The 24905-nt window shown below is 35.0% G+C and carries 24 protein-coding genes and 1 pseudogene; 9 read left to right on the forward strand and 16 right to left on the reverse strand.

Annotated elements, in window-relative coordinates; all coding sequences use genetic code 11:
* Positions 1 to 370: 370 nt before the first annotated feature.
* From AC0NJG_RS24520 to AC0NJG_RS24545, 6 genes and pseudogenes are all read right to left on the reverse strand, one after another.
* A complete protein-coding gene (locus tag AC0NJG_RS24520) occupies positions 371 to 550 on the reverse strand; it encodes a hypothetical protein (RefSeq protein WP_025966497.1) in 180 nt (59 codons plus the stop codon).
* Positions 551 to 624: 74 nt separating this feature from the next.
* Positions 625 to 732, reverse strand: a pseudogene (locus AC0NJG_RS24525) (YxeA family protein); the annotation flags it as partial.
* A gap of 8 nt (positions 733 to 740) precedes the next feature.
* Positions 741 to 1340 (reverse strand): DedA family protein, encoded by a 600-nt coding sequence (locus AC0NJG_RS24530; RefSeq protein WP_087994071.1) that lies wholly within the window; start codon positions 1338 to 1340, stop codon positions 741 to 743.
* On the reverse strand, positions 1340 to 1918 hold the full coding sequence (locus AC0NJG_RS24535; RefSeq protein ID WP_474063551.1) for a class I SAM-dependent methyltransferase: 579 nt from the start codon (positions 1916 to 1918) through the stop codon (positions 1340 to 1342). The genes AC0NJG_RS24530 and AC0NJG_RS24535 overlap by 1 nt, the downstream gene beginning before the upstream one ends.
* Positions 1919 to 2059: 141 nt before the next feature.
* A complete protein-coding gene (locus AC0NJG_RS24540; RefSeq protein WP_474063552.1) occupies positions 2060 to 4009 on the reverse strand; it encodes an ABC transporter permease in 1950 nt (649 codons plus the stop codon).
* A complete protein-coding gene (locus tag AC0NJG_RS24545; protein ID WP_087953092.1) occupies positions 3996 to 4766 on the reverse strand; it encodes an ABC transporter ATP-binding protein in 771 nt (256 codons plus the stop codon). The genes AC0NJG_RS24540 and AC0NJG_RS24545 overlap by 14 nt, the downstream gene beginning before the upstream one ends.
* A gap of 307 nt (positions 4767 to 5073) precedes the next feature.
* Here AC0NJG_RS24545 and AC0NJG_RS24550 point away from each other — a divergent pair, with 307 nt between their 5' ends.
* A complete protein-coding gene (locus AC0NJG_RS24550) occupies positions 5074 to 5946 on the forward strand; it encodes an AraC family transcriptional regulator (RefSeq protein ID WP_087953093.1) in 873 nt (290 codons plus the stop codon).
* Between the two features lie 45 nt (positions 5947 to 5991).
* Here AC0NJG_RS24550 and AC0NJG_RS24555 read toward each other — a convergent pair whose 3' ends face one another.
* The gene (locus AC0NJG_RS24555; RefSeq protein ID WP_029440261.1) at positions 5992 to 6627 is read right to left on the reverse strand and encodes an SdpI family protein; all 636 of its coding nucleotides are present in this window, start codon (positions 6625 to 6627) and stop codon (positions 5992 to 5994) included.
* Positions 6624 to 6896, reverse strand: a complete 273-nt coding sequence (locus AC0NJG_RS24560) for an autorepressor SdpR family transcription factor (protein WP_087953094.1) — start codon at positions 6894 to 6896, stop codon at positions 6624 to 6626. Before AC0NJG_RS24560 ends, AC0NJG_RS24555 begins: the two co-directional genes overlap by 4 nt.
* Positions 6897 to 7104: 208 nt before the next feature.
* Here AC0NJG_RS24560 and AC0NJG_RS24565 point away from each other — a divergent pair, with 208 nt between their 5' ends.
* The 6 genes from AC0NJG_RS24565 (at position 7105) to AC0NJG_RS24590 (ending at position 15671) form a co-directional block, all read left to right on the forward strand.
* Positions 7105 to 7800: a response regulator transcription factor gene (locus AC0NJG_RS24565; RefSeq protein ID WP_000276738.1), complete on the forward strand. Its 696-nt coding sequence runs from the start codon at positions 7105 to 7107 to the stop codon at positions 7798 to 7800.
* A 2-nt stretch (positions 7801 to 7802) separates the two neighbouring features.
* Positions 7803 to 8825, forward strand: a complete 1023-nt coding sequence (locus AC0NJG_RS24570; RefSeq protein ID WP_000765345.1) for a sensor histidine kinase — start codon at positions 7803 to 7805, stop codon at positions 8823 to 8825.
* Between the two features lie 94 nt (positions 8826 to 8919).
* Positions 8920 to 10893 (forward strand): FtsX-like permease family protein, encoded by a 1974-nt coding sequence (locus AC0NJG_RS24575; RefSeq protein WP_474063553.1) that lies wholly within the window; start codon positions 8920 to 8922, stop codon positions 10891 to 10893.
* A gap of 80 nt (positions 10894 to 10973) precedes the next feature.
* Positions 10974 to 12929, forward strand: a complete 1956-nt coding sequence (locus AC0NJG_RS24580; protein WP_087994066.1) for an ABC transporter permease — start codon at positions 10974 to 10976, stop codon at positions 12927 to 12929.
* Positions 12930 to 12948: 19 nt separating this feature from the next.
* Positions 12949 to 13701: an ABC transporter ATP-binding protein gene (locus AC0NJG_RS24585; RefSeq protein ID WP_000393244.1), complete on the forward strand. Its 753-nt coding sequence runs from the start codon at positions 12949 to 12951 to the stop codon at positions 13699 to 13701.
* Positions 13698 to 15671: an FtsX-like permease family protein gene (locus AC0NJG_RS24590; protein ID WP_087994065.1), complete on the forward strand. Its 1974-nt coding sequence runs from the start codon at positions 13698 to 13700 to the stop codon at positions 15669 to 15671. Before AC0NJG_RS24585 ends, AC0NJG_RS24590 begins: the two co-directional genes overlap by 4 nt.
* A 50-nt stretch (positions 15672 to 15721) precedes the next feature.
* Here the strand turns inward: AC0NJG_RS24590 and AC0NJG_RS24595 are convergent, their stop codons facing one another.
* Positions 15722 to 15916: a YjcZ family sporulation protein gene (locus AC0NJG_RS24595; protein WP_001290395.1), complete on the reverse strand. Its 195-nt coding sequence runs from the start codon at positions 15914 to 15916 to the stop codon at positions 15722 to 15724.
* 277 nt (positions 15917 to 16193) lie between these two features.
* On the opposite strand from AC0NJG_RS24595, the gene AC0NJG_RS24600 reads away from it, so the two are divergent.
* Positions 16194 to 16787: a TetR/AcrR family transcriptional regulator gene (locus AC0NJG_RS24600; protein ID WP_071722093.1), complete on the forward strand. Its 594-nt coding sequence runs from the start codon at positions 16194 to 16196 to the stop codon at positions 16785 to 16787.
* Positions 16788 to 16834: 47 nt separating this feature from the next.
* Positions 16835 to 17506: a YqeB family protein gene (locus AC0NJG_RS24605; protein WP_474063554.1), complete on the forward strand. Its 672-nt coding sequence runs from the start codon at positions 16835 to 16837 to the stop codon at positions 17504 to 17506.
* An 88-nt stretch (positions 17507 to 17594) separates the two neighbouring features.
* Here AC0NJG_RS24605 and gntP read toward each other — a convergent pair whose 3' ends face one another.
* From gntP to AC0NJG_RS24640, 7 genes are all read right to left on the reverse strand, one after another.
* Complete coding sequence (gntP, locus tag AC0NJG_RS24610; RefSeq protein WP_088327184.1) at positions 17595 to 18920, reverse strand: gluconate permease GntP; 1326 nt, start codon at positions 18918 to 18920, stop codon at positions 17595 to 17597.
* 48 nt (positions 18921 to 18968) lie between these two features.
* Entirely contained in the window at positions 18969 to 19694 is a 726-nt protein-coding gene (locus AC0NJG_RS24615; RefSeq protein WP_000539279.1) for a GntR family transcriptional regulator, read from the reverse strand.
* On the reverse strand, positions 19694 to 20710 hold the full coding sequence (locus AC0NJG_RS24620; protein ID WP_088327186.1) for a sugar kinase: 1017 nt from the start codon (positions 20708 to 20710) through the stop codon (positions 19694 to 19696). The genes AC0NJG_RS24615 and AC0NJG_RS24620 overlap by 1 nt, the downstream gene beginning before the upstream one ends.
* Positions 20703 to 21458, reverse strand: a complete 756-nt coding sequence (dagF, locus tag AC0NJG_RS24625) for a 2-dehydro-3-deoxy-phosphogluconate aldolase (protein ID WP_173601175.1) — start codon at positions 21456 to 21458, stop codon at positions 20703 to 20705. Before dagF ends, AC0NJG_RS24620 begins: the two co-directional genes overlap by 8 nt.
* Before the next feature lies 1 nt (position 21459).
* The gene (locus AC0NJG_RS24630) at positions 21460 to 22563 is read right to left on the reverse strand and encodes a DgaE family pyridoxal phosphate-dependent ammonia lyase (protein WP_088327190.1); all 1104 of its coding nucleotides are present in this window, start codon (positions 22561 to 22563) and stop codon (positions 21460 to 21462) included.
* Positions 22541 to 23641 carry an amidohydrolase/deacetylase family metallohydrolase gene (locus AC0NJG_RS24635; protein ID WP_474063555.1) on the reverse strand — a complete coding sequence of 367 codons (1101 nt, stop codon included), beginning with the start codon at positions 23639 to 23641 and terminating at the stop codon, positions 22541 to 22543. The genes AC0NJG_RS24630 and AC0NJG_RS24635 overlap by 23 nt, the downstream gene beginning before the upstream one ends.
* A gap of 360 nt (positions 23642 to 24001) precedes the next feature.
* Positions 24002 to 24862 carry a M15 family metallopeptidase gene (locus AC0NJG_RS24640; RefSeq protein ID WP_087953103.1) on the reverse strand — a complete coding sequence of 287 codons (861 nt, stop codon included), beginning with the start codon at positions 24860 to 24862 and terminating at the stop codon, positions 24002 to 24004.
* Positions 24863 to 24905: the final 43 nt, after the last annotated feature.

The following is a 24905-nucleotide window of genomic DNA, read 5'->3' on the forward strand; positions in this document are numbered from 1 at the left end:
ATCTATTTAAAAATGATGAATGGATATCAATTAATGTGAAAAGGGATGACCAATCAAAGCACGATAATTATTAAAAATAACGTAGATGCTTTTTAGTTCTACACTACTCATTTCCCTCTCACATATGTAATTATGTCTTATCAGCAACACAATAAAAAGTACGCACTTTAAAGTGTTATAGATACTAATAAGTAACAATTTTATGTTTCAACGTCTGTAGCTCCAAAATAAAATGATTTTATAAAAAAAACCTATTTTTGCGGAGATAACCGTAGAAATTATGAGTGGAACATAGAAAGTTGTTGTTATTCTTCATTCAAAAAAGGCCACAACGAACTGAAATATGTTCGTTGTGGCCTTTTTATCTTCTTTAAAATATTACATTACATTTCGAACAAAAAGGAGCAGAATTCCCTTTTCTAATTTTCGCATCACATTTTGGGCAATATACATATCGCTCTTCTATCTTTTGTCGTTCTATCATATGTAAGGATACTATTCTCATACTACACATAATTCCAATTAATATAAGACTAACAATGAGTAGCATAACTCACACTCCCCCTCCTATATTTTACCATAAAATAACAAACCCGATTCTCTTATCTAGAACCGGGTTTATACTTACAATCCTAACTTTACCTTTGCACTATTAGGAATTTTATCTACTTCTATTTGTACTTTACCGTGCGAAAACCTCCCTCTTGTAATTACACGCCAATACGAACCTTTCGCCTCCTTTATTTACTCATCACTGTATTTCTTTTTTGTCTGTAAAAATAAAACACACTCACAATCAATGCAATGCTCCCCCCAAAATACACACCATACTCTATCGCAACTGCTACAATTCTTTCAATATGTTGTCCAAATAAAGAACCTAGCACAAAGTAAACGAGTGTCCAAACAAATCCTGTCGTATAAGAATACAAAGCATACATCTTAAATGACATATTATTCATCCCAACTACATACGGTACGATATGTCTTACAACCGGTATGAAGTAACTTGTAACTAACGCATAATGACCATATTTCTCTACCATTTGTTGAGATTTCAAAAGATATTTCGCCTTTTTCTTTTTCATTAGCTTATGAAGTACTTTTGTACCAAATATTTTCCCTAGTATATAACCTAAAAAAAGCCCCGATACAACGCCTAAATACGTTAATAAAAACGCAGGAATAATACTTAATATCCCTAGTGATGATACAAAACCACCGCTCATTACAATCATTTCGTCTGGGATTGGCATACCGATAATCCCTAACCATAAACAGAAAAACAAAGCCCAATAACCGTATTGTTCAATATAAGATAATAATTCATGTAATTCCATTATGCATACGCTCTCCTTAGCTCTTTTTTACAGCTAAAGACGTACGCTGGTGGGAAATTGAGCCACACTTTCTCTAGCGTAATTTCAGGAAAGAAGCGCTGTATAAATCCTTTTTTTACCAGTGAATATTGAAATGTAATAAATTCACCATTCTCATGTATCGCTTCCATTACATTGTTTAAAATACGCTTTGAAACTTCTTCTGGTAAAGATGTAAAAGGTAATCCCGATAAGACGTAATCCACGCATTCTATATGGAACTCTTCCATATACTTCTTTATATTTTCAGCTGAACCGTGTACAACAATGACGTTCTGCTCATCTTTATATTTTCTCTTTAGCTCTTTGCAAAACACTTCATTAATTTCAATAAGAAGAAATATTGTTTCCTTCTTTTTTCTCTTCATAATCTCCTTCGTAAAAACCCCTGTACCAGGCCCTAACTCTACGATGCATTTCGCTCTATGAAAATCAATTACATCTACCATTTTTTTTGCTAATATTTTTGAACTTGGCGCAATTGCACCAGTATGTTTCGGATGTTTAATAAATTCGTGTAAGAATGTTATGAGTTGCATGTAACCATCTCCCCATTCGTTCAATAGTTTTTAACTTGTTTCTAAGTATAACTATCGTTTCTTAACAAAAATTAAGGAGATTTCTTAAGATTTTATGAAGAATAAAAAACAGCTATCCCCTGTAGCGATAGCTGTCCCTTATTACTTCGCACTCACAATCTTATAATAAGAACGAACTGTTATGAAGTAATACCCAATATAAATGACACCATAGACTCCGATACTAATTAGAAGCGGAATCATAATTTCAAATGGTAGTATGTTCCCTAAACCTTTTAATGCAAACAAGCTGTGCAGGATTCCGATTACTAACGGGATTGCAAAGATAAAGCTTACTTGTTTTGCGATAGCTTTTTTCATTTCTTGTTTTGTGACCCCTATTTTGTGAAGTACAACATAACGCTCACGATCAGCATTTGCTTCTGTTAATTGTTTAAAGTAAATGATAGAACCTGTTGCTAGTAAGAATACAAGACCTAAGAACATTCCAATAAACATCATTAATCCTGTTCCTTCAAGCCCCATATGGAAACCAGTGTAGAAATCTCTAAATGATGGCACCATTTCTGATTCACCAGCTGGCATCACTTTTGTTAATTTTTCTGTTAACACTTTACTATCTTTCTCGTCTTTTACATCAATATTTTTTACAACGCGTGTTCCAAATGCTTGCTTCGCTTGTTCATACATTTCATCTGAAACGACAACAACTAATTCACCTAAATTTGTAATCGCAACGTCATTTGCACCTTGGATTTTTAATTGCTTCGTTTCGTTTCCAATTTGGAATACTGCTTTGTTTCCTTTATATTGTGGACTAAACTCATGCCCTTCAATATACGAACTATCATATATAAATGCTTCACCAGCAGCTACATTCACTGTTTCTGCGTCGATTTTTTTAGCAAATTTATTAAATTCTGACTGAGACATAAACTGATATTTCTCTGAAATCCTATAGTTCATGTTAAGAATGAAATCAACTTTGTCTCCTTCAAACTTCCCTTTTACAGGAACTGTCTCAATTTCAAATTGATCTTTGATCGGGTGATCTTTCTTCTCTTCTGCAAAAATCGCATTTACTTTCTTATCAAGCTCTGCATCTTTTTTCTCATAAGAGTAACTGTAAGGTGCAACTGCTTTTGACTGTGTAAATGTGTTGTAATACATCGTAACTGACGTACCAACCGCTGTTAATGTTACCGCGCTTAAAATAGAAATTGTCGCAAGTGACTTTGCATTTCCTTTAATACGATATAGTAGCTGTGACGTCGTTACCATATTCATACCGTTATAAAACGATGATTTATTCGTTCTTGCACGTTTCAATACGAATACTGTAAAGAACATAAATAGTAAGTACGTACCTAATACTGTTGCTAGTAAAATATAAAGTGCAACTGCCATAAAGTCTGCATATTTAACTGCCTTCATGAACATTAATGCTAAGAAATAACCTGAACCGATTAAGACAACTGAAATAAATGCCATAATGACAGATCCTTTTGGCATTGCTTCTCCTTCACGTTCTGCGCGGAAAAGTTCAATTAACTTAAAGCGATAAATTAAACGATATCCTTGAAGTGATGTATACAAAATAATCACAAAGAAAATAAGTGCTGTATCAATAATGGCAGCCATCGGTACTTCAAAATGAACATTTAAATTTAATCCCATCATGCTTACTAGCAGTTCAAGGAATAATTTTGAAAGGACACTACCAATCGCAATACCGATAATTAAAGACATTAATCCCATTAACATATTTTCATAAAAGAGCATTTTACCAATTTGTCTTTTACGAATACCTAATAACGAATATAAGCCAACTTCTTTTTTACGTTTACGTGTAAAGAATCCGTTCGAATATATAATAAACACTGCTACGAAAATGATAAGCATCACACTTGAAACTTGGAACGCTCCACTAATCTTTTTAGAAGCTTCTGCTGCTTTTTCCATTTGTGAATTATATTGCAGTGCTTTAAATGTAAAATAAATAACGATACTAAAAATCATAGATGCAAAATATACAAAGTAGTCTTTAAAGTTCCGCTGTATGTTGCGGAGGGCAATGCTAGATAAGGTCATCAGCCATACCTCCAGAAATAGAAGACATTACGTCAACAATTTTTTGGAAGAACTGTTTACGCGTTGATTCACCACGGTGCAATTCTTTATATAGTTCACCATCTTTAATGAAAATAACTCGTTTACAATAACTTGCTGCAAATGCATCATGCGTTACCATTAAAATTGTAGAGTTATCATATTCATTTAACGACTTCATACTTTCAAGTAAATCTGTTGCTGATTTAGAATCAAGCGCTCCAGTCGGCTCGTCCCCGAAAATCATACTTGGATTTGTAACGATTGCACGTGATGCCGCACATCTTTGCTTCTGTCCACCAGATACTTGATATGGGAACTGACTTAAAATATGATCAATACCGAATTTCTTTGAGATTTCAAGAACGCGGCGATCAATCTCACTCGCTTTCACCTTTGATAACGCAAGTGGTAAAGCGATATTCTCTTTCACCGTTAACGTATCTAATAAGTTATAATCTTGGAAAATGAAACCTAAATGATCGCGGCGGAATAACGCTAACTTATCATCATTCATTTTTACAATATCTTTTCCATCGATTAAAATTTCACCGTTCGTCGCATTATCAATTGTAGAAAGAACATTTAGTAAAGTCGTCTTACCAGAACCAGAAGGTCCCATAATTCCAACGAACTCACCTTCTTTTACTTGTAAGTTAATACCTTTTAACGCTGCAAATGTATTACCACCTGTGTCATATACTTTTTCAATATTTTTTGCTTCTAACACTGTTTTCATCTCGACATCCCTCATTTCTTCTATTCTCTATTTTCAACTATATACACTCTCTACTCTTGCCACTATCGATGTTTCTTACACAAACATGACAGTTATGTAAGGCACATAAGTAAAGAAATCAAAAAGTTAACGTAATGAATTAAAGTACTTTGTTACTATAACATTGGGATATCATACCATCCATTCATTCTCCTTACAGGAACATTACAATTTTGTAAGGTACAAAATGTACCCTACAAAGTTGTGCATGAAATGTCGGATGGGGCTATTTCGTTCCTGCTATTCTATATACAGAGGAGGTCATCATATGGATTCACTTAAAAATATGAATGCTGCAATGCGCTATATTGAAGATAATCTTACGAATGAAATTGATTTTAAAGAAGTTGCGAGGCTAGCTCTTTGTTCTGAGTATCACTTTAAAAGAATGTTTTCGTTTTTAGCAGGCATATCACTATCAGAGTATATTCGCTGTAGACGTCTTACTCTCGCTGCCTTTGAACTAAAAAACAGCAATGTAAAAGTCATTGATTTGGCTATAAAATATGGCTACAACTCACCAGATTCATTCGCTCGTGCCTTTCAAAACTTGCACGGTATCACACCTTCAGAAGCCCGAAATAGTAGCCATTCTTTGAAGGCTTATTCACCAATGACCTTCCAATTATCCATTCAAGGAGGAAATGAAATGAACTATCGAATTGAAGAAAAAGAGCCATTTCGAATTATAGGTATTACAAAACGAGTACCAATCGTTTTTAACGGTATAAATGAAGAAATTACTTCTATGTGGAAAAGTTTAAACCCAGAGTCTATTCAAACGTTAAAGTCACTTTCAAATATGGAACCTACTGGAATTATTAGTGCTTCTACTAATTTTTCTGAAGGAAGAATGGAGGAAAAAGGAGAACTTGATCACTATATTGGAGTAGCTAGTGTGGAAGATTGCCCAGAGCAATTCGCACAACTTGAAGTCGCAGCTTCAACGTGGGCTATATTTGAAGCTGTCGGACCATTTCCTGATGCATTACAAAATGTATGGGGACGTATTTATTCTGAATGGTTTCCTTCTTCCAATTATGAACTAGCGGAAGGACCGGAAATATTGTGGAATGAACAGAAAGACATATCTTCTTCAAACTTTAAAAGTGAAATTTGGATACCGGTTTTGAAGAAGTGATAAAAAATAAAGCTGCTTTTCCTTAAAAGGAAAAGCAGCTTTGTCTTACATTTTTAGTTCTTTTTTATAAGCGACATAGGAATATCCCATCGTTAATCCTACTGCACCAATAATAATTCCAACCATTATGAAAGATTTCCACGTTACTGGTACAAAAACACTTAAAATCATAATAATTCCTAATACAACAAACACCTTTCCGCTAAAACGGTGCGTTTTTCTCCATACTTCTTCGTTGCTTAACGTCCACGGTGTTTTTATACCTACAAAGTAATTTGGTTTACATTGTGGTAAATAGTTTCCGATGACTATAAATAAAAGACCAACAAGAATAAGCGGTGTACTATTCATTGGAATGTCATAGCCTAACCCCACTCCAATTACAAGCATATTAACTAAAAATAATAATACTACTACGCTATAGTTTATTATCATATAACCTTTAGAAAACTTATCATAATTCTTTTTCTTAGGATCAATCTTTGGGGTAATTGTTAATAAAACGTAAGTAAAAATCATAATCCCAAGTAGCAACAACATTGCATTAAATTTGGAAGCATAACCATTTACACCTTCCATTCCCCAATGAACTGCCATTGTATCAGGCAAATTCGGCCATGCATATGCCCAAGCTAAACCAGTTATAAGAATCAATATAATTGCGACAAGATGCTTTTTCATTTGCTCTCTTCCCCCTTATTCGTAAACGTAAACACCCAAGTCAACAAATCTTGAAAGACAGTTGTATTTAAAGAGTACATAACGAATTGCCCTTTCTTTTCATCTTGAATAAGTTCAGCATTTTTAAGTGCGTTTAAGTGGTGTGAAATACTTGGTTTTGTCATATTGAAATGTTCAGCAATTTCTCCAGCGGTTAAATCACCTTCTTTTAATAAGTCTAAAATTTTTCGCCTTGTTGGATCTGCTAACGCTTTGAATGCTTGATTCAATGTCTTTCTTCCTTTCACTAATTAGACATTTAGATATTTATCTAAATGTTAAAATGATTTCAGTTAATTGTCAATTATATACGAAGCCCTTTTTACTTTCTCCGCTTTTGACCTATACTGTTTACTAGCTTATCTTTCAACTTAATGAAAAGACTTGAAACACATGATACACTATATCTACAATTGTTTTTTTAGGAGGAATATACATATGTATAAAATTTTAATCGTTGAAGACGATCCAAATATTTCATCATTACTACAATCTCACATTCAAAAATATGGCTATGAAGCTGTTGTTGCAGAGAATTTCGATGATATTATGGAATCGTTTAACGCTGTGAAACCACATCTTGTTTTACTTGATGTAAACTTACCGAAATTCGATGGGTTCTACTGGTGCCGCCAAATCCGTCATGAATCTACTTGTCCAATTATTTTCATTTCAGCTCGTGCTGGTGAGATGGAACAAATTATGGCGATTGAAAGCGGTGCGGATGATTACATTACAAAACCATTCCACTACGACGTTGTAATGGCAAAAATTAAAGGACAATTACGTCGTATTTACGGTGATTATGCACCAAATATTTCTGAACGTATCGTTGAAGTAGAAGGTTTAAAACTATTCCCTGAACGTCCAGAAATTCATTTTGGATCTGAACAAGTTCTTTTAACGAAGAAAGAGGCAATTTTAGCAGAAATGTTATTATCTAAATTCCCTCGTACAGCGAGCCGTGAAGATTTATTAGCTGCGCTTTGGGATGACGAAAGTTTCGTTGAGGAAAATACATTAAACGTAAACATTACGCGTCTTCGTAAAAAGTTTAATGAGCTTGGCATTGAGAACTCTATTGAAACAGTACGTGGACTTGGATATCGCTTTAACGCAACTTGGAGTGAATAAGCATGAAGCTATTTTTACGTGATCATTTTGCATTTTTTCTACTGTACGTATTAAACTTCGGTATCATTTTCGTTCTTTATGATGCAGTAGATGGATTTCAAAATAATAAATTTTACTTCGTCGTTTTAAGTTTATACTTATTTATTTGTTTCCTCGCTTACCGTTACGTCCGCAATCGTAGAATGTACCATAGATTAAGTGAGCAACCAGAAAAAATGGAAGATGCGTTTATTGAAAGAGCGACTGCTCCAATGCCTCACGGTGTCAATGAACTCGTGCGTACGCAGTACCGCCTCTTCCAAAAAGAACTACAATCGTATGAAGTAAAACAACAAGAACATCAATTATTCATTAACCATTGGGTACATCAAATGAAGACACCTGTTTCTGTTATGCAGCTTATGGTGCTAGAAATGGAAGACGAACATTTAATTCCAAAGTTTAAAAAAGAATTAGAGCGTCTAAACCAAGGGCTTGATATGGCTTTATACATGGCTAGGTTAAATAACTTCCATGAAGATTTCCATGTCGAGACGATTTCATTAAAAGATACGGTAACAAAAAATATTAACGGATTAAAAGAACTATTCATTCGTAATGGTGTCTTCCCTGTTTTAGAAGTTCATTCTGATTTAAAAGTTGCTTCTGATGCGAAATGGCTAAAATTTATCATCTATCAGTTAATGACAAATGCTGTTCGTTACTCTGGTGAGCGCGGAAAGAAAGTATTCTTATCCGCTTACCGAAACGGAAAAGATATTATTTTAGAAGTTCGTGATGAAGGTGTTGGTATTCCGCAAGAAGATATTCGAAGAGTATTCGAACCGTTTTACACTGGGAAAAACGGTCGTACATTCGGAGAATCTACTGGTATGGGACTTTATATTGTAAGTAAAATTTGTGATTATTTAGGTCACTCTGTCAAACTAGATTCTGAAGTTGGGAAAGGAACGACGATTAAAATCATCTTCCACAACGCTGCAAATAATCAAGCAGAACATACGGAGAAGGTGACCGAAGCATGATCGTGACATATGCTAGCAAAATGTATGAGAACTTACTCTCATACATTTTTTGCAATAAAACTACATATTTGTCTTCTAGCGGGAGGTACGTATTATGACATTTTGGCAGTTTGCCTTTAAAAATGTAACACGTAATTCCAGAGCTTATTTTGCTTATTTCGTAAGCAGTTCTTTTTCCATTGCTGTTTTCTTTTCGTTTGCTGTTTATTTATTTCATCCTAAATTACAAAATTTCAGTATGATCTCAGAAATTTCAGGATTAATGATTTTTTCAGAAGTTATCATTGTCTTGTTCTCGTTCTTCTTTCTACTTTATTCAATCGGATCGTTTTTAAAAGTTCGGAAAAAGCAATTTGGTGTGTTAACCGTTTTAGGTATATCAAAAAAGCAATTACATCGACTCATTTTCACTGAAAATATGTTAATTGGTATTTTATCTATCTTTTTCGGCATGCAGTTTGGACTTGTCTTTTCGCAATTTTTCTTATTAGTAACAGCGAAAATTACATATCTACCAGGACTATATTTATATTGGCCAACGAATGCTTTTATTTTAACAACAATTGTATTTCTGAGTCTCTTTATCGCCGTATCTTCATTTACACCAATGCTGATTCGTACGAAAAGGGCGGTAAACCTTTTAAAAACGAATAATAGTGGGAAACAAAAAGAAAGAAAACCATCCATATTCATCTCTCTATTTGGTGCGATTTGTTTATTAGGTGGTTATATTTTAGCTGCAAATCCTAAATATTTCTTCTCAATAAACCCGCAAGTAGGCGTTATATATATGGTTTCAAGTATTTTTGTGATCCCATCACTTGTGACAGTTGGGACATATTTTTTCTTTTCTCAAATTAGTTTCTTACTTATTTATATTTTAAAGCAAAGAAGAAAGTTTTATATGAAACGAATTAATATGCTGTGGATTTCGGATTTAGCAAGCCGCATCCGAACGAATATTAATATGTTGTTTATTGTAGCGATGCTATCTACAATCGCTTTCACAATGATTACGTTCCTATATGGGGTCGGAAAGTTTACAAAGCTAGAGGTTACGCGAAGTTCACCGTTTCCATTCTCTTATTTTTCTTATGAAGCAAATCCTTTTGTGGACAATCATTTAAATTGGCTTGAACAACAATTACAAAAAGAGAATTTCTCTTATAAAAAAATAAAGGCTGATTTATATGAAACACCATTGAAAGAAGATGAAGGTATAACAGCTTATAATGACATATATGCAATAAAACAAAGTGACTATAATAAACTCGCAGCTTCCCTGCGAATGAAACAACTATTCATGAACGAAAATGAAGTATACATCTTAACAGGTAACGCTTATATAACCTTATTCAGCGAATTTGAGCCAAGCTACAATAGAAAGTCTATTACACTTTCTAGCACAAATACGCAATTACAAGTAAAAGGCTATGAACAAGCAGGGGCCATTCCATCTAACTTTTCATACCAAACTTTAATTTTACCTGACTCTGTTGTAAACAACTTACCAAATACAACAAAGCACGTAACAGCGTACAATTATAACGTACAAAATTGGGAAAAGACTTATGAAATTGCTGATGATTTTATGAAAAAAATACAAAGAGATCGACAGGAATTCCAATACGAAGGCCCTCTTATACGCTCCTATGAATCAGCAGGTTCATTATACAGAATCACATCTGGTAGTGCTGCATACTTTCTAATCGGAACATTTTTAGGTGTTATTTTCTTCATTGGAGCCGGTAGCGTTCTTTATTTTAGAATGTATACAGATTTAACGAACGAACAAGAGAAATATATAACGATTTCTAAGATTGGTGTAACAGATAAAGAGATGAAACGATCTGCTACTATTCAGCTTAGCATTTTATTTTTCATTCCATATGTTATGGCATCCATTCATACAATGTTTGCAACAAAAATGCTCCAAGATGTAATTGATCTATCACTATTCAAAGAAATTTCAGCTGTTCTTATTATTTTTGGCGTAGTTGAAATCGTCTTTTTCTTATTCATTCGTTCTTTTTACATGCAAAAGTTATCAGAGTATACGAATGGTTAAATTTTATGAATGTATTTAATAGGGGAAAAGGATATCTCTTATATCCTTTTCGTCTTCATCCTACTAGGAGGTCTAGGTGAATGACATTTTGGCAGTTTGCATTTAAAAACGTCACAAGGAACGCCAGAGCTTATTTCGCCTATTTTGTAAGCAGTGCGTTCTCTATCGCAATTTTTTTCTCATTTGCAGTTTATTTATTTCATCCGAAATTGCATATGACAGACATTAATTATGCTCTGAACATACTAATGACAATTTCAGAGGTTGTCATTGTGTTCTTTTCATTTTTCTTTTTACTATATTCGATCGGTACTTTCTTAAAAGTACGAAAAAAACAGTTCGGGATTTTAACTGTACTTGGTATATCTCAAAAACAACTAAAACGACTTATTTTTTTAGAAAACATGTTAATCGGTATTCTTTCTATATTTTTTGGTATTCAATTAGGACTTGTCTTTTCACAGTTCTTTTTATTAGTTACCGCAAAAATTACGCATGTACCAGGTCTATATTTATATTGGCCTACAGGTGCTATCATTTTAACAATAGTAATCTTTCTCGGTCTCTTTATTCTCGTATCGTCTTTTACACCGATGCTCATTCGTACAAGAAAAGCGGTACGACTTTTAAAAGAAGGAAAACAGCAAAAAGAAAGAAAAGCATCCGTGCTCATCTCTCTATTCGGTGCGACATGCTTAATAACTGGATATGTATTAGCAGCCAATCCACTGTATTTTATGTCGTTAGGTGACATCATTGGGCTTTTATATGCCGTCTCTAGTATATTTGTCATTCCATCGCTTATTTCAGCTGGGACATATTTTTTCTTTTCACAGATTAGCTTCTTGCTCATTCGTATATTAAAGACGCGAAGAAAATTTTATATGAAACGTATTAATATGCTTTGGATTTCTGATTTAGCAGCGCGTATTCGGACAAACATTAACATGCTCTTTATTGTAGCAATGCTATCGACTCTCGCTTTTACAATGATTACCTTCTTATATGGATTCGGGAAGTTTACAAAGTTTGATGAAATTAGGAAAAATCCTTTCCCGTTTACTTATTTATCTCATACTGAAAATACGTTAGCGGATGAACATTTAAACTGGTTAGAACAAAAATTTATTGAAGAGCACTTTACTTATACAAAATTTAAAACAGATATATATGAAGTATCTTCATCTGAAGATAACACGCAGCTCTATTACGCCATTAAACAAAGTGACTATAATGTACTTGCTAAGGCTTTAAATTGGGAAACGCTCACGGTAAATAAGAATGAATCTTATATTCTTATGACAGACTTAGATGATCAAGTTATTGGAACGCTTCATAATAAAGACAAAAAAAATACTCTTACACTTACTCAAAACAATTTACAACTACAAGTGAAAGAATATAAAAGTTATAATCCATTCCCAAATCGCTTAATATACCAATTGCTCATACTATCTGATGAAAATGTAGAAGCATTATCCACCATTTCAAAACAAATGAGTGTATATAGCTTTAAAGTGTACGATTGGGAAAAAGCACATAACATCGGTGCGGCATTTACAACAAAAATTTATAATGAAAGTGAAGCGATCAAAGCAGAGCATCCTCCTTTCCACGCAAGTGAAGCGAGTGATTCTCTATATAAAACAAAACTAAATGTCGCTTCGTTCTTCTTAATTGGTACTTTCCTAGGAGTTATTTTCTTTATCGGTGCTGGCAGTGTTCTTTACTTCCGAATGTATACAGATTTAACAAATGAGCAAGAAAAGTATGTAACGATTACAAAAATTGGTTTAACAGAAGCCGAAATGAAACGATCTGCTACAATTCAACTTGCTATTTTATTCTTTGTTCCATACATTATGGCATCGATCCATACGATGTTTGCGACAAAGATGCTACAAGAAATTTTACATCTCTCGTTCTTCGCTGAGATTACAGTCGTACTGATGATTTTTGGAACAGTTGAAATTTTATTTTTCCTTTTAATTCGTTCCTTCTATATGCAAAAATTATCACAACACATTAAGTTTTAAAATTAGAAAGGTGATTATTATGGAAGAAGTATTACACATAAAAAATGTCTCAAAAGTGTATGAAGGAAAAGTCCCTCATACTGCTTTAAAAAATATAAATTTACATGTAGATAAAGGTGAATTCGTTGCGATCATGGGACCATCTGGTAGCGGTAAATCTACGTTTTTAAACGTTATCTCTACCATTGATTCTCCGACTGCTGGTGATGTCGTGATTAACGGAAAAAAACCGCACACATTTCGTAGAGAGAAGTTAGCTATTTTCCGCCGCCAAGAGTTAGGATTTGTTTTCCAAAACTTTAACCTACTAGATACACTAACAATCGGTGAAAATATCGTACTACCTTTAACATTAGATAATGTTCCTTTAAAAGAAATGGATGAAAAGCTTGATAACATTTCAAAAAAGCTTGGAATTGATCATATTTTAGACAAGCGTATCTTTGAAGTGTCAGGAGGACAAGCACAGCGTACCGCAGTAGCACGTGCTGTTATTCATCATCCTTCCCTTCTACTTGCCGATGAACCGACAGGAAACTTAGATTCAAAAGCGGCAATTGACGTAATGGAGCTATTTACGAAATTAAACAAAGAAGAAGATGCAACGATTTTAATGGTTACGCACGATCCGTTTGCAGCAAGTTATTGCAACCGCGTCATTTTCATTAAAGATGGCGAACTTTACAATGAACTACACCGCGGGCTATACCGAGAGAAATTTTATCAAGAAATATTAGATGTTCTAGCATTATTAGGAGGAAGACGTGGATGACATTTTGGCAATTCGCATTTAAAAATGTCTCGCGTAATTCGAAAGCATATTTCGCTTATTTTGTAAGTAGTGCGTTCTCTATCATGGTTTTCTTTTCATTTACTGTATACGCGTATCATCCACGCTTACAAAGTGTACAAGGCTTTCAAGATCGGGATCCTCTAATGAACTTAGCTAGTACAGCACAGCTTGTGATCGTTATGTTCTCGTTCTTCTTTCTGTTATATTCAATTGGAACATTTTTAAATGTTCGGAAGCAGCAATTCGGGATACTCACTATTCTTGGTATCTCACAGAGACAATTAAAAAGATTGTTATTTACCGAAAACATGATAATTGGGATATTATCTATCTTTATCGGTATACAGGGTGGTCTTGTATTTTCTAACTTTTTCTTATTAGTCACTTCGAAATTAACAAGTTCGAAAGGCCTTTATTTATATTGGCCAACAGAAGCGATTATCGTTACAACCGTAACGTTTATCATTTTATTTTTAATCGTTTCTACGTTTACACCGATGTTTATTCGTACTCGAAAAACAACGCAGCTTATTAAGGGAGTTAACAAAGAGAAGAGTGAAAAAAAACCATCTATACTCATTTCGCTATTTGCTGTAATTTGTTTAGGGCTATGCTATTATATCGCTGGTTATCCGCGAGGCTACGTAACGGAAAAAAATGTGCAAAATGGATCTGTCTTTTTTATTATGTTATCTATTTTACCACTCGTAATAGTCGGGACATATTTATTCTTTTCACAAACATTTCTTCTTTTTATCTATATTTTAAAGAAGCGTAGAAAGTTTTATTTAAAACAAATAAACATGTTATGGATTTCAGATTTAGTTTCTCGTACCCGCAGTAATATTAATGTACTCTTTATCGTTTCTATGCTATCTGCACTTGCATTTACGATTATTATTGGATTATTCGCTGCTAATAACAATACGAAAGCATCAGTACTAGAGCGATATCCTGTCCCCTTCACTTATACGTCAGAAGGTGACAATTCCCTTGAACAAAAGCATATTACTACAATTGAAACTGAACTTACAAATAATAATTTTCCTTACAAAAAATATAAGTTTACAGTATTAAAAGATACAGCTTCAAAAGAAGACATTATGCTTATGAAGATGAGTGATTATAACGCAATCGCTAAACAATTGAAAAGACCGGAAGTAACAATCAATTCTACAGAAGTGTATATTATTTCTCGCCACTCACCAGAACTGCTCGATCTTGTATCAAATCCATTTGCAAAGCAAAATACGATTACACTCGGGTCTAATAAAAAAGAATTTTATATTAAAGGGTTTATTAATAAGGGGATCGAACCATCCTTTGCATTCCCACATTTAGTTGTCGTACAAGATTATGTATTTGATAATATGATTCCTCATATTGAAACAACCGTAATCTACAACTACTTCGTAGAAAACTGGGAAAATGCAATAGTTCCAACCAAAAATATGTTACGTGTTATTAGTAGTGATGCACGTACGTTCTACGAAAAGCATACAGAAGAGAACGCTCAAGCTCCTTTCTTCATACATACGGCTACGGATGAACTCATTTACGGTAAAGGAAATGCGGTCGCTCAATTCTTTATTTGGGCATTTCTCGGCTTTATTTTCTTTATCGGAGCAGCTAGTGTTTTATACTTCCGTATGTATAATGACTTAACGAATGAAAAACAAAAATACATTACGATTACAAAGCTTGGATTAACTGAGTCAGAAATGTTTCGCTCCGCAACGATTCAGTTAGGAATTTTATTTTTCGTTCCTTACATCGTTGCTGGTGTTCACACGTTATTTGCGGTTAAGTTTTTACAAAGCATGTTTTCTTTCTCATTACTAAAAGAGACATGTATCGTACTCACCTTTTTCGGTATTATCGAGATTGTTTTCTTCTTCTTAATCCGTTCTCTGTACATTAATAAATTATCACAGCATATCAAAATATGAATAAAATGGCCTTGTGCGTATTGCACAAGGCCATTTTCAATAGTTTTTAATTAGCAGCAATATCCGCCGTAGCCACCATATCCGTAGCCGCCGTAACCGCCATAACCACAACCGCCTCCGCCACCGAAGCAGCTAGCACCGATGATAATTAATAAAATAAACAATACGATTAGAAGCGCAAAACCGCCTCCGCACCCATGTCTGCGGTTACAATCATCATGTCTGTGTTCACACTTTTCGCTCATTACTCTATTCCTCCTTTAGTATCATTCATAACAAGTTCACCTTGCTCTAAATGAGGGGATTCCATTTATATTATGTTTTCAGGGCGAATCGGAAGCTTGGCTTACTTAAAAACGGGCTTGTTTTAGGAATTGGGCTTGATCAATAGGCGAATTACCCTTATCAAGATGTAAGCATAAAGCATTTGACATACTTCTAATTTCTTACTAAAATTTAATTGAACGACCAATCAATTTTTTGATTATACATTCAAATTATAAAAATCAGGAGTTGAATAGCGTGACTGATTCTTTTATTGCAGAGGCTAGACGTGAACAAATTATTCTTGCATGTATTGATACATTAGAAGAAGTTGGATATAACAACTTAAGCTTAACGAAGGTAGCAAAAAAAGCTAAGATTAGCACTGGACTTATTTCTTATCATTTTAACGATAAGCTTTATCTTATGAATCGGACTTTACAATTTTTAGTTGATAAACAACATGAATTTATTAGCAATCGAGTACTATTAGCCCAATCTGAAATAAACAAACTAGAGGCTTTTATTGAAGCACATTTGGCTTATCAAGAAACTCATTACAAAAATAATATTGCCTTAATTGAGATTGTCTTTAATGCAAGAAATGAAGAGAATGTTCCTTATTACAGAATCGAAGACGACGAAGAAGATGATGCTCTTAGAACGATGTTATTAGATATTTTGAAGACTGGTCAACAAAATGGAGTGTTTTCTAACTCTTTCCGAATTGACACATTGGCTTCATTTATTTTAGGAGCAATCGAAGAAAGAATGCTAAAGGCAAATTCATCTATATCTATAGAAAATTACTCGGATGAGCTCATCAAAATGGTGAAGAAACTCACTGTTTAAATGCCCTGATTTTGAAAAAATATAGATTAAGAAAGGATGAACTACAAATGAAAAAGGTATCTGTCATTGGATTAGGTTTTTTAGAAAAATTACTTGCTATAGTAAGTCCAATCCTTTTAGGCATTATTGGATATTTTTCACCTAAATTAATAGAGATTATAAAAAAGATTCCTCTCTTTTCTGATTCAAAAATTATAGAACTTTTAAATTTTATTAACCCCTTCTGGCTTCCTGTTATTCTCATGCTCATTGGTGTTATTGCAGGAGTTTTATTTTCTTTAATTATTTATAGTGAAGCTTTAAAAATGAACATTACTTCGGAAAGCATTCACATGAATAAGGACAATCAAAAGAAGCAAATTACCAGGTCAAATGTAAAAGCCGTTTTTGTAGATAAGCGTCAAGTGGTTATCATTGATCAAGAAGAACGAGAATGGTTACGTGAAACATCTGACATTAATCCAAGCAAAATTAAAGATATTTTCGTAATGCACGGCTTCCCCTGGGTGGAACAAGATCCTTATAAACAAGAGTATAGCTTATGGAAATTAGAGGATGAGCGATTTAATAAAAGCATAAATACTATTTTGTATGAAAGACGAAATGCTCTTCGAGAAGGAAACTCGAAAAAAAAGAAGCATTTACGCAAAGATTTGAATGAGCTAGGAGTCTTTGTCAAAGACGATGGAGAAGATCAGTATGTCCGTTCCATTAAGTAATAGAGCGATAGAAAGCACAAAAAAACGAATAAAGCACACAGAGAAATTACATTTTCTCTGTGTGCTCTATTCGTTTAAATCGGCTCTTCTAAATAAACATATTCAATAAAAGCGCAAAACCAAATGCAATAAATGATAACAATGTCTCGAGTACCGTCCACGTTTTAAACGTTTCCTTCACCGTCAAACCTAAATACTCTTTTACAAGCCAGAATCCTGCATCGTTTACGTGAGAAAACATTAACGATCCTGCACCGGTTGCTATAACGAGCAATTCTAAATTCACACCAGACATGTGCTGAATAACTGGTGAAACAATTCCTGCTGCTGTCGTTAATGCTACTGTCGCTGAACCTGTTGCAATTCGAATTAATCCAGCTACCATGAAAGCTAATACAATTGGTGATAACGATATATGTTCTGCCATTTGCGCAATCGCCGTTCCAACGCCGCTTTCAATTAATATTTGTTTAAATCCACCACCAGCACCGATAATTAAAATAATGGAACCGACCGGTAATAAACTTTCGTCTGTTAATTTTTTAATCATCTTTTTATTAATTCCTTGTCTGATTCCAAGTAAATAAAATGCTGCGAAACATGAAATAAGTAAAGCAATTACTGGACTTCCTATAAATACGAAAAATTCAGTCATCTTTTTCGGTAATGAAATATATGGTGCAACGACCGATAAAATCATCAATACAACTGGTAATAAAATAATAAAGAATGAAGCTTTACGACTCGGTAAATCAGTTGAGACAGTCGTAACTCGAATAAGCTCTGGTTCATTTTCAGGTATAACCCTTTTATGTACCCACTTTGCAAATATCGGTCCTGCGATAATGGCTGTTGGTAACGCGATAAGTAATGAATATAAAAGCACCTTTCCTAAGTTCGCGTTATAAATACCGATTGCTGTCATCGCCCCTGGATGTGGTGGCACGAGCCCGTGAACAATAGATAATCCAGCAATAACAGGTAACGCAATTAATAATATATTTTGCTTCGTCGTTTTTCGAATGGAAATCACAAGTGGTAATAAAATGACGATCCCTACTTCAAAAAAGACTGGAATCCCTATAACGAACCCTGCAAATAACATAGCCCAAGGTAATTTTTTTACGCCGAAAAATCGAATAAAGAAATCTGCAACTTGCATGCCTGCCCCTGAATCAGACATCATTTTCCCTAAAATTGTTCCGAGAGCTAAAATACCAACTAAATGCCCTAGTACACTACCAACACCAGTTTCATAGGCAGCCACTATCTTCGTTACATTCAGTCCAGACATAATGGCTAAAAATAAACTCGCAACTGTTAAACTAATAAATGCATGCCATTTCCACCATGATACCCCTAAGATAACAATCGCAATTGCAAGTAACGTGACGATTAATAAGTATATATCCATCTCTCATTCCCCTTACTTTATAAAAAAAGAGGGAACATCCCCTCTTTTTTATACGTCATAATTCACTACATAATGCTGCATTTCTGTATTGTAGTAGCCTTCGCTATATTCAATTACTTCTCCAACTTCATCGTAAGAATAGCGCATGCGTTTTAATAGCGCTGTCCCCTCTTTTTCCCCTAACGCTTCGGCAACGAAACTAGGCGCAAGACCAACAGCGAATTCATCTCTGAAGTTTTCTAAATGTATACCTCGGTCTTCTACTAAATCGTAAAGCGATTGCAAATCAAAGTCCGATAAATCTGTACTTGCCATGTGTGCTGAGAAATAGTGCGTATAATGAATGTACGGTGCATCATTTAACGTATATAAACGTTCAATACGAAAACTCTCTTTACCGAATAATCGAAATGGCACTGTTCCTTCTTCATTCTGAACGATTTCTGCTTTTAGCAATTTCTTCTGTACTTTATATCCTTCTTCCACTAAAACTTCAGTAAATTTCTTACCCTTTGACAACTTTGTCGCAGAAGTGTTACGGATGACTTTCGTTCCTTTACCGCTTTTCTTTTCCAAATATCCTTCTTGAGCAAGTTCTTTAATCGCATTACGCACTGTAATTTTGCTCACTTTGAACTCTTCTTCTAACTGTGGTTCGGAAGGAATATTCGTATGAATCGCATATACACCATGCAATATTCGATCACGAATAATGTTTTTTATTTGTAAATATAATGGTCCTTTTTTTCTCGTTACGTTCACCGTTACACCCACTACCTTTCTACATCACCTACTGATGCCGTCATTGCCCGAAGTATATCCTTCTCTGATGACATTGGCGTATCACCGACGATTGTATGTGCAAGCATTCCAGCTGCTGACGCAAATGAAACAGCTTTCTCTGGTGCAAACTCTTCTATCTCGCCATGAATAATCCCGCTCGTATAAGCATCTCCAGCACCTATTCTATCATATACAGAAAACGTAAGTGTTTTTGCAAAAGTGAATGTACCATCTTTACATATAAACCCGCGAAGCGAGTGTGTATTATCGCTATTAATAAAGCGATGTGTACCAGCAATTGTAGCGATACTATACGTTTCAGCTACTTTTGGAATAAGATCAACAAGCTGCGCCTCTCGCTCCGTCTCTTCTGTTTTCATTCCTAGAACGAACATCGCATCTTTTTCATTCATCATAACGATATCAGCAAGAGCGAGCATTTCTTCATAATGTGGTTTCGCCTGCTCATACCCATCTTCTCCCCAAAGAGATGGACGATAGTTACAATCAAAGACGACAGTTCCTCCGTTTTCTTTTACTGCTTTCGCTAAAGATTTCATATGATGACGCACCGTATCATTCATTGCAAGTGTAATCCCGCAAAAATGAATGATATCAATTTCCTTCGCGATTTCTTCAAATTGATACATTTCTTCAGACGCCGTATTAAAGCTACTTTCTAATCGATTCGAATATGTAACGCGGCTTGCACGTGCCCCAAATCCATTTTCTAAAAAGTACATACCGACATATTTACCGCCTCTTGAAACAAGTGAGGTTTGCACACCTAACTTTTGAATATAAGATAATGCAGCATCTCCAACCGAATTTTCCGGTAAAGTTGAAATAAGAAATCCTTCATGCCCAAGATGAGAAAGTGCTGCTGCCACGTTCACACCCGTACCAGAAAAGGAATAATTTAATGTGTTAGCTTGCGATAACAATTCATATCCTGGTACTTGCAGGCGCATCATTACTTCACCGAATGCTGCAATTTTCTTACGCATGTTGATCAACTAACTTCTTCACGACTGCTAATAATTCACGAACATCTTCTACTTTCGTATTACCAGTTTCTTTATCAATAATAGAAGAGTACACGTGCGGAATCACTTGTTCTACGTTTGCCTCTAGCGCAATACGTACAATTGTTTCAAAGTTTTCTTTATCGATTCCGCCCGTTGGCTCTAATGCGAATCCTTCTTCTGCACAAGCTTTCGCAACTGCGCGATATTCTTCTTCATGAGCTAGCCCTTTCATTGGGAAGTATTTCAATGAATTTCCACCCATATCACGTACAAGTGCGATCGCTGTTTTAATTGGAACGATTGCTTTTTCTTCTCCAGCTGCACTAATTGGACCAGTAGAAATATTTACGTACCCTACTTTTCCTGTTGGCGATACTAAACTATTAATCCAGCTATCTTTTTCACCAAGATTTGCACGTGTCGCTCCAACTGAAGGGAACACTTGGTTAATATGGCTACCAGGATAATGCTTCGCAATTTCAGCTACAACTGTTGCTTGGCGATTATCTCCTGCGCCTAGTCCAATTGATACAGCGTCATCAATTTCTTTTCCGTATGCTTTCATCGCTGTAACAGCTTCTTCTACTGTTGGATAATCTTTTGATAATACACCTACTACTACATAACCTTCTGCTGCTTCAAAAATATCTTTTGCATTTTCGATATTGTTTGCCAATACATTTAATGCTACGCGGCCTTTATAAAAACGTTTTTGAATGTTTGTCATTTTAGTTTCCCCCTACAATTTCTCTCAATTTTTCTTCAATCACATGTATGTCATCACCTTGAAGTGGACGTGGATCGATATCAAAGAATCCTTGTCTTACTCCGTAATCACGTGTATAAATCGCGATTTCCCCTTCGCGTAATGCTGTCACAACGTCTTTTGCTGATTTATTTAATTCTTTTTCATTAATATGAATACGTGCTCTAAAGATTGCTCTTCCTGCTTCATCTTGAACAATCGTTACATTGACGCCGTTTAATTCTTTTAGCGGCATAAGTACTTGTAACAACTCTTTTTCTTGCTCGCTCTTATCTTCTTTTACTCCGTACTCATCAAGCGCTTGCAGTAAACCGAAAGTCGTCTCTTTCCCAACTTTCATACTTCTCCCGATGCAATGTAATTGTACTTTCAGCCATTCAATATATTTTCGTTTCCCGCCAACAATACCAGAAGTTGGTCCTTCAATTGCCTTTGAACCGCTATAAATGGCAAGGTCTGAATACTTCACATATTTTTGAATATCTTCTTCAGCTGCCGCATCGACGATAAGCGGGATGTTATTTCGCTGCGCAACTTCCCATGCTTCTTCAACAGAAATCATATTTTTTTGCACGGCATGATGGGATTTCACATATAGAATCGCTGCTGTATTTTCACCAATTGCATCTTCAATATGCTCTGCTTTCCCTTCATTTGCGTAACCCACTTCAACAAGCTTACCTCCGCCTAAGTAAATCATCGTTTCAACTGGAGCACCGTATTGAACGTTATGACCTTTTAACATAATCACTTCATTTTTCGCGATTACATCTTGATGAAGTCTTTCACTTTTACGGCGATTTCCTTCTGTAACGATACCAGCGATAGAAAGCGCAATTCCGCTCGATGCTGAGTTCACAACGACCGCTGCCTCTGAATCTAGAATTCTCGCAATATGGTCTCCCGCTTTATCTACTAAATCAGCAATTTCCACATAATTTTGTCCACCATGTTTCATCGCATCCATAACTGTATCTGTCGGAGCGGATACACCTAAAATACTCATTCTACCGCTCGCATTAATTACTCTCTTTAATCCGTACTTAGCATTCAATGAATGACCCATTGATTACAACCCCTTTCGTATCAATTCTTCTTTCAGCAATGCGCTGATCCCCTTCTGAATCAATTAACGTAACCTTCTCATCTTTCACCGTAAATAAAGTTAAATTTGCAATATCTCCTTCTTGAATACGGCCAAGCTCTGGTTTCTTAAGCCATTCTGCTGCATGTTTCGTAACCGCATCAATTACTTCTTCTAGCGGATACCCTAAGTAAAGGAATTTCGAAAGAACGTGAGCCATACTATACACTGGACCATGCACACGATTCTTCCGGTAAATATCTGTACTGATTGTATTAAAGGCAATACCGTGACGCTTTGCTGCCTCTGCTACTTTAAAAGAAAAACTAGCATTACCATGCCCAACATCTAAATGCACACCGCGATTCACTGCATCTAGTAACACAGGTAGCGGTTTGCCTTCTTCATCAAATAAATTATTTTCTTTCCCGTTTAAGTAATGTGTAATAACATCATCTTTTTCTAAAAGAGGTACAACTTCCTCAATGCGAGGAGGCGCTGAACCGATATGTACCATAATTGGTAATGATGTTTCACGGGATAAAGAGCGCGCTACATGCAGCGGTTCAATTCCACTATCACAAACAACGCTTTTACTCATTCTCGCCTTTAACCCAACGATTACATCTTTATACTTTTCTACTGCTTCTATTACTTTCTCTTTATCGATCCATTCCATATTGGATAATTCATCAATTCGTTTCAAACCGATGCGAGAAATATTTAAAAAGGCAAATAAATTCGTTTTTGCCTGCTCTCTACTTTTTACTAAATCTTCAATGCAATCAGCTCCGCAGCTACCCGCATCAACAATTGTCGTTACCCCTTGCTTAACGCCAATTTCGTCCACCTCATCGCCATACGGATCAAACTCTGGAAAAGCATGAACGTGCAAATCAATCCAGCCACTCGATACGTAAGTACCTGAGTAATCAAGAACCTTTCCACCTTCGCCAGCACCAGCTTTCGTCACCTGTGCGATTTTATTATTTTCAATTACAATGTCAATCTCTTCCCCGTTCACACGTTTCACATTACGTAGTACGAATCGTTCTGTCATTGTATTTCCACCCTTTTCTATAAGAAGCCATAAGAATACGCTTACATTAAAGTTTCATTTTATATGTTTTTCACACGTTTAGCGTAACACAAAAAAAGGGAGAAGTAAATATAACGTTATAATGTTTAAGAGTAAAATAAAAGATACTCCTCAAAAGGCTGATAGTACAGGAAATTATATCAACGATTTTTCGAATATATCTATCGTAACTTGCAATATATCAACGATTTTTCAATTATATCTACCGTAACTCACAATATATCAACGATTCGACAAGGAATATCGATTTACCGACAAAAAACATCAATCCCTTTCTTATATATACGAAAAGGTTGCTCCAAACCGGAACAACCTCTTTATTTATTCCTGTACCGTCACAATAACCCCATCCATATTATTCCCCGAAATGTCATACTGCTTATTCACCGGAACATCCACTTTCATGTTCCCAGAAACTTTGTAATAAGAAACCTTATATTTCTTACCTTCTACATCAGTTGAAATTTCTTTTTTCTCTTTTAAGAAGTCTAAGTATTCCTCCAATGTAATTTTCTCTTTTTGCATAATCGCACTATGAGGTAAGCCGACATAACGTATATGCCACGGCTCATATTGAATGCCTGTAATGTTACTTTTATTTTTCGGATAACGTAAAACAAAGCCGTGCTTCCATACATTCTCTTCAATCCATTTTCCTTCAGGCGCTTTTTCCATTTTCTTTTGCGTCGATCCAACGTCTAGTGATAACCCTAAATTATGCTCACTGTATCCTGCTGGGAGTGCATAATCCGATCCCATGTCTTTATATAATTTACTTTGCTCTTTAAAATCTCTATACCCGCTATTCATTAAGAAATGTTGTACGCCATCTTTTCCAGCCGCATCGACAACGTTCAAAAACTTTTTTACAACATCCTTTGATAAACGAAGATTTCTATCAAATATTACGTAACCTCTTACTAATTCACTGCTATGATTTACATTTATAATGTCAGACCTAATACTATCTTTTTTTACTGGGTAATCTTTGTTAACTAATAATAGATCCCCTTTATAAATTTCTTCTTTTGTAACCTCTACCTTTTTCATATTTTCATTCTTTACTGCACTATTTTCCCCGCCGATTTTCACATCAATTTCTTTTTGAAATAACGGTGATATATAAACGCCTACACAGATTGTGCATGCGATAAAAAAAGAAATAAATACCCACTTTTTCATTTCTAGTTCCTCCTTAACGTAACTTACGTCTAGAATAGAAAAA

It is taken from the genome of Bacillus sp. SSR7, from assembly GCF_055902415.1.

What these genes read in the sequence shown, in the direction of transcription:
- gntP (WP_088327184.1), bottom strand. Translation starts at nt 18,920, where the DNA reads ATGGATATATACTTATTAATCGTCACGTTACTTGCAATTGCGATTGTT.
- AC0NJG_RS24580 (WP_087994066.1), top strand. Translation starts at nt 10,974, where the DNA reads ATGACATTTTGGCAGTTTGCATTTAAAAACGTCACAAGGAACGCCAGA.
- AC0NJG_RS24620 (WP_088327186.1), bottom strand. Translation starts at nt 20,710, where the DNA reads ATGCGTAAGAAAATTGCAGCATTCGGTGAAGTAATGATGCGCCTGCAA.
- AC0NJG_RS24595 (WP_001290395.1), bottom strand. Translation starts at nt 15,916, where the DNA reads ATGAGCGAAAAGTGTGAACACAGACATGATGATTGTAACCGCAGACAT.
- AC0NJG_RS24535 (WP_474063551.1), bottom strand. Translation starts at nt 1,918, where the DNA reads ATGCAACTCATAACATTCTTACACGAATTTATTAAACATCCGAAACAT.
- AC0NJG_RS24530 (WP_087994071.1), bottom strand. Translation starts at nt 1,340, where the DNA reads ATGGAATTACATGAATTATTATCTTATATTGAACAATACGGTTATTGG.
- AC0NJG_RS24585 (WP_000393244.1), top strand. Translation starts at nt 12,949, where the DNA reads ATGGAAGAAGTATTACACATAAAAAATGTCTCAAAAGTGTATGAAGGA.
- AC0NJG_RS24605 (WP_474063554.1), top strand. Translation starts at nt 16,835, where the DNA reads ATGAAAAAGGTATCTGTCATTGGATTAGGTTTTTTAGAAAAATTACTT.
- AC0NJG_RS24630 (WP_088327190.1), bottom strand. Translation starts at nt 22,563, where the DNA reads ATGGGTCATTCATTGAATGCTAAGTACGGATTAAAGAGAGTAATTAAT.
- AC0NJG_RS24590 (WP_087994065.1), top strand. Translation starts at nt 13,698, where the DNA reads ATGACATTTTGGCAATTCGCATTTAAAAATGTCTCGCGTAATTCGAAA.
- AC0NJG_RS24545 (WP_087953092.1), bottom strand. Translation starts at nt 4,766, where the DNA reads ATGAAAACAGTGTTAGAAGCAAAAAATATTGAAAAAGTATATGACACA.
- AC0NJG_RS24570 (WP_000765345.1), top strand. Translation starts at nt 7,803, where the DNA reads ATGAAGCTATTTTTACGTGATCATTTTGCATTTTTTCTACTGTACGTA.
- AC0NJG_RS24540 (WP_474063552.1), bottom strand. Translation starts at nt 4,009, where the DNA reads ATGACCTTATCTAGCATTGCCCTCCGCAACATACAGCGGAACTTTAAA.
- AC0NJG_RS24575 (WP_474063553.1), top strand. Translation starts at nt 8,920, where the DNA reads ATGACATTTTGGCAGTTTGCCTTTAAAAATGTAACACGTAATTCCAGA.
- AC0NJG_RS24555 (WP_029440261.1), bottom strand. Translation starts at nt 6,627, where the DNA reads ATGAAAAAGCATCTTGTCGCAATTATATTGATTCTTATAACTGGTTTA.
- AC0NJG_RS24635 (WP_474063555.1), bottom strand. Translation starts at nt 23,641, where the DNA reads ATGACAGAACGATTCGTACTACGTAATGTGAAACGTGTGAACGGGGAA.
- dagF (WP_173601175.1), bottom strand. Translation starts at nt 21,458, where the DNA reads ATGACAAACATTCAAAAACGTTTTTATAAAGGCCGCGTAGCATTAAAT.
- AC0NJG_RS24550 (WP_087953093.1), top strand. Translation starts at nt 5,074, where the DNA reads ATGGATTCACTTAAAAATATGAATGCTGCAATGCGCTATATTGAAGAT.
- AC0NJG_RS24520 (WP_025966497.1), bottom strand. Translation starts at nt 550, where the DNA reads ATGCTACTCATTGTTAGTCTTATATTAATTGGAATTATGTGTAGTATG.
- AC0NJG_RS24565 (WP_000276738.1), top strand. Translation starts at nt 7,105, where the DNA reads ATGTATAAAATTTTAATCGTTGAAGACGATCCAAATATTTCATCATTA.
- AC0NJG_RS24640 (WP_087953103.1), bottom strand. Translation starts at nt 24,862, where the DNA reads ATGAAAAAGTGGGTATTTATTTCTTTTTTTATCGCATGCACAATCTGT.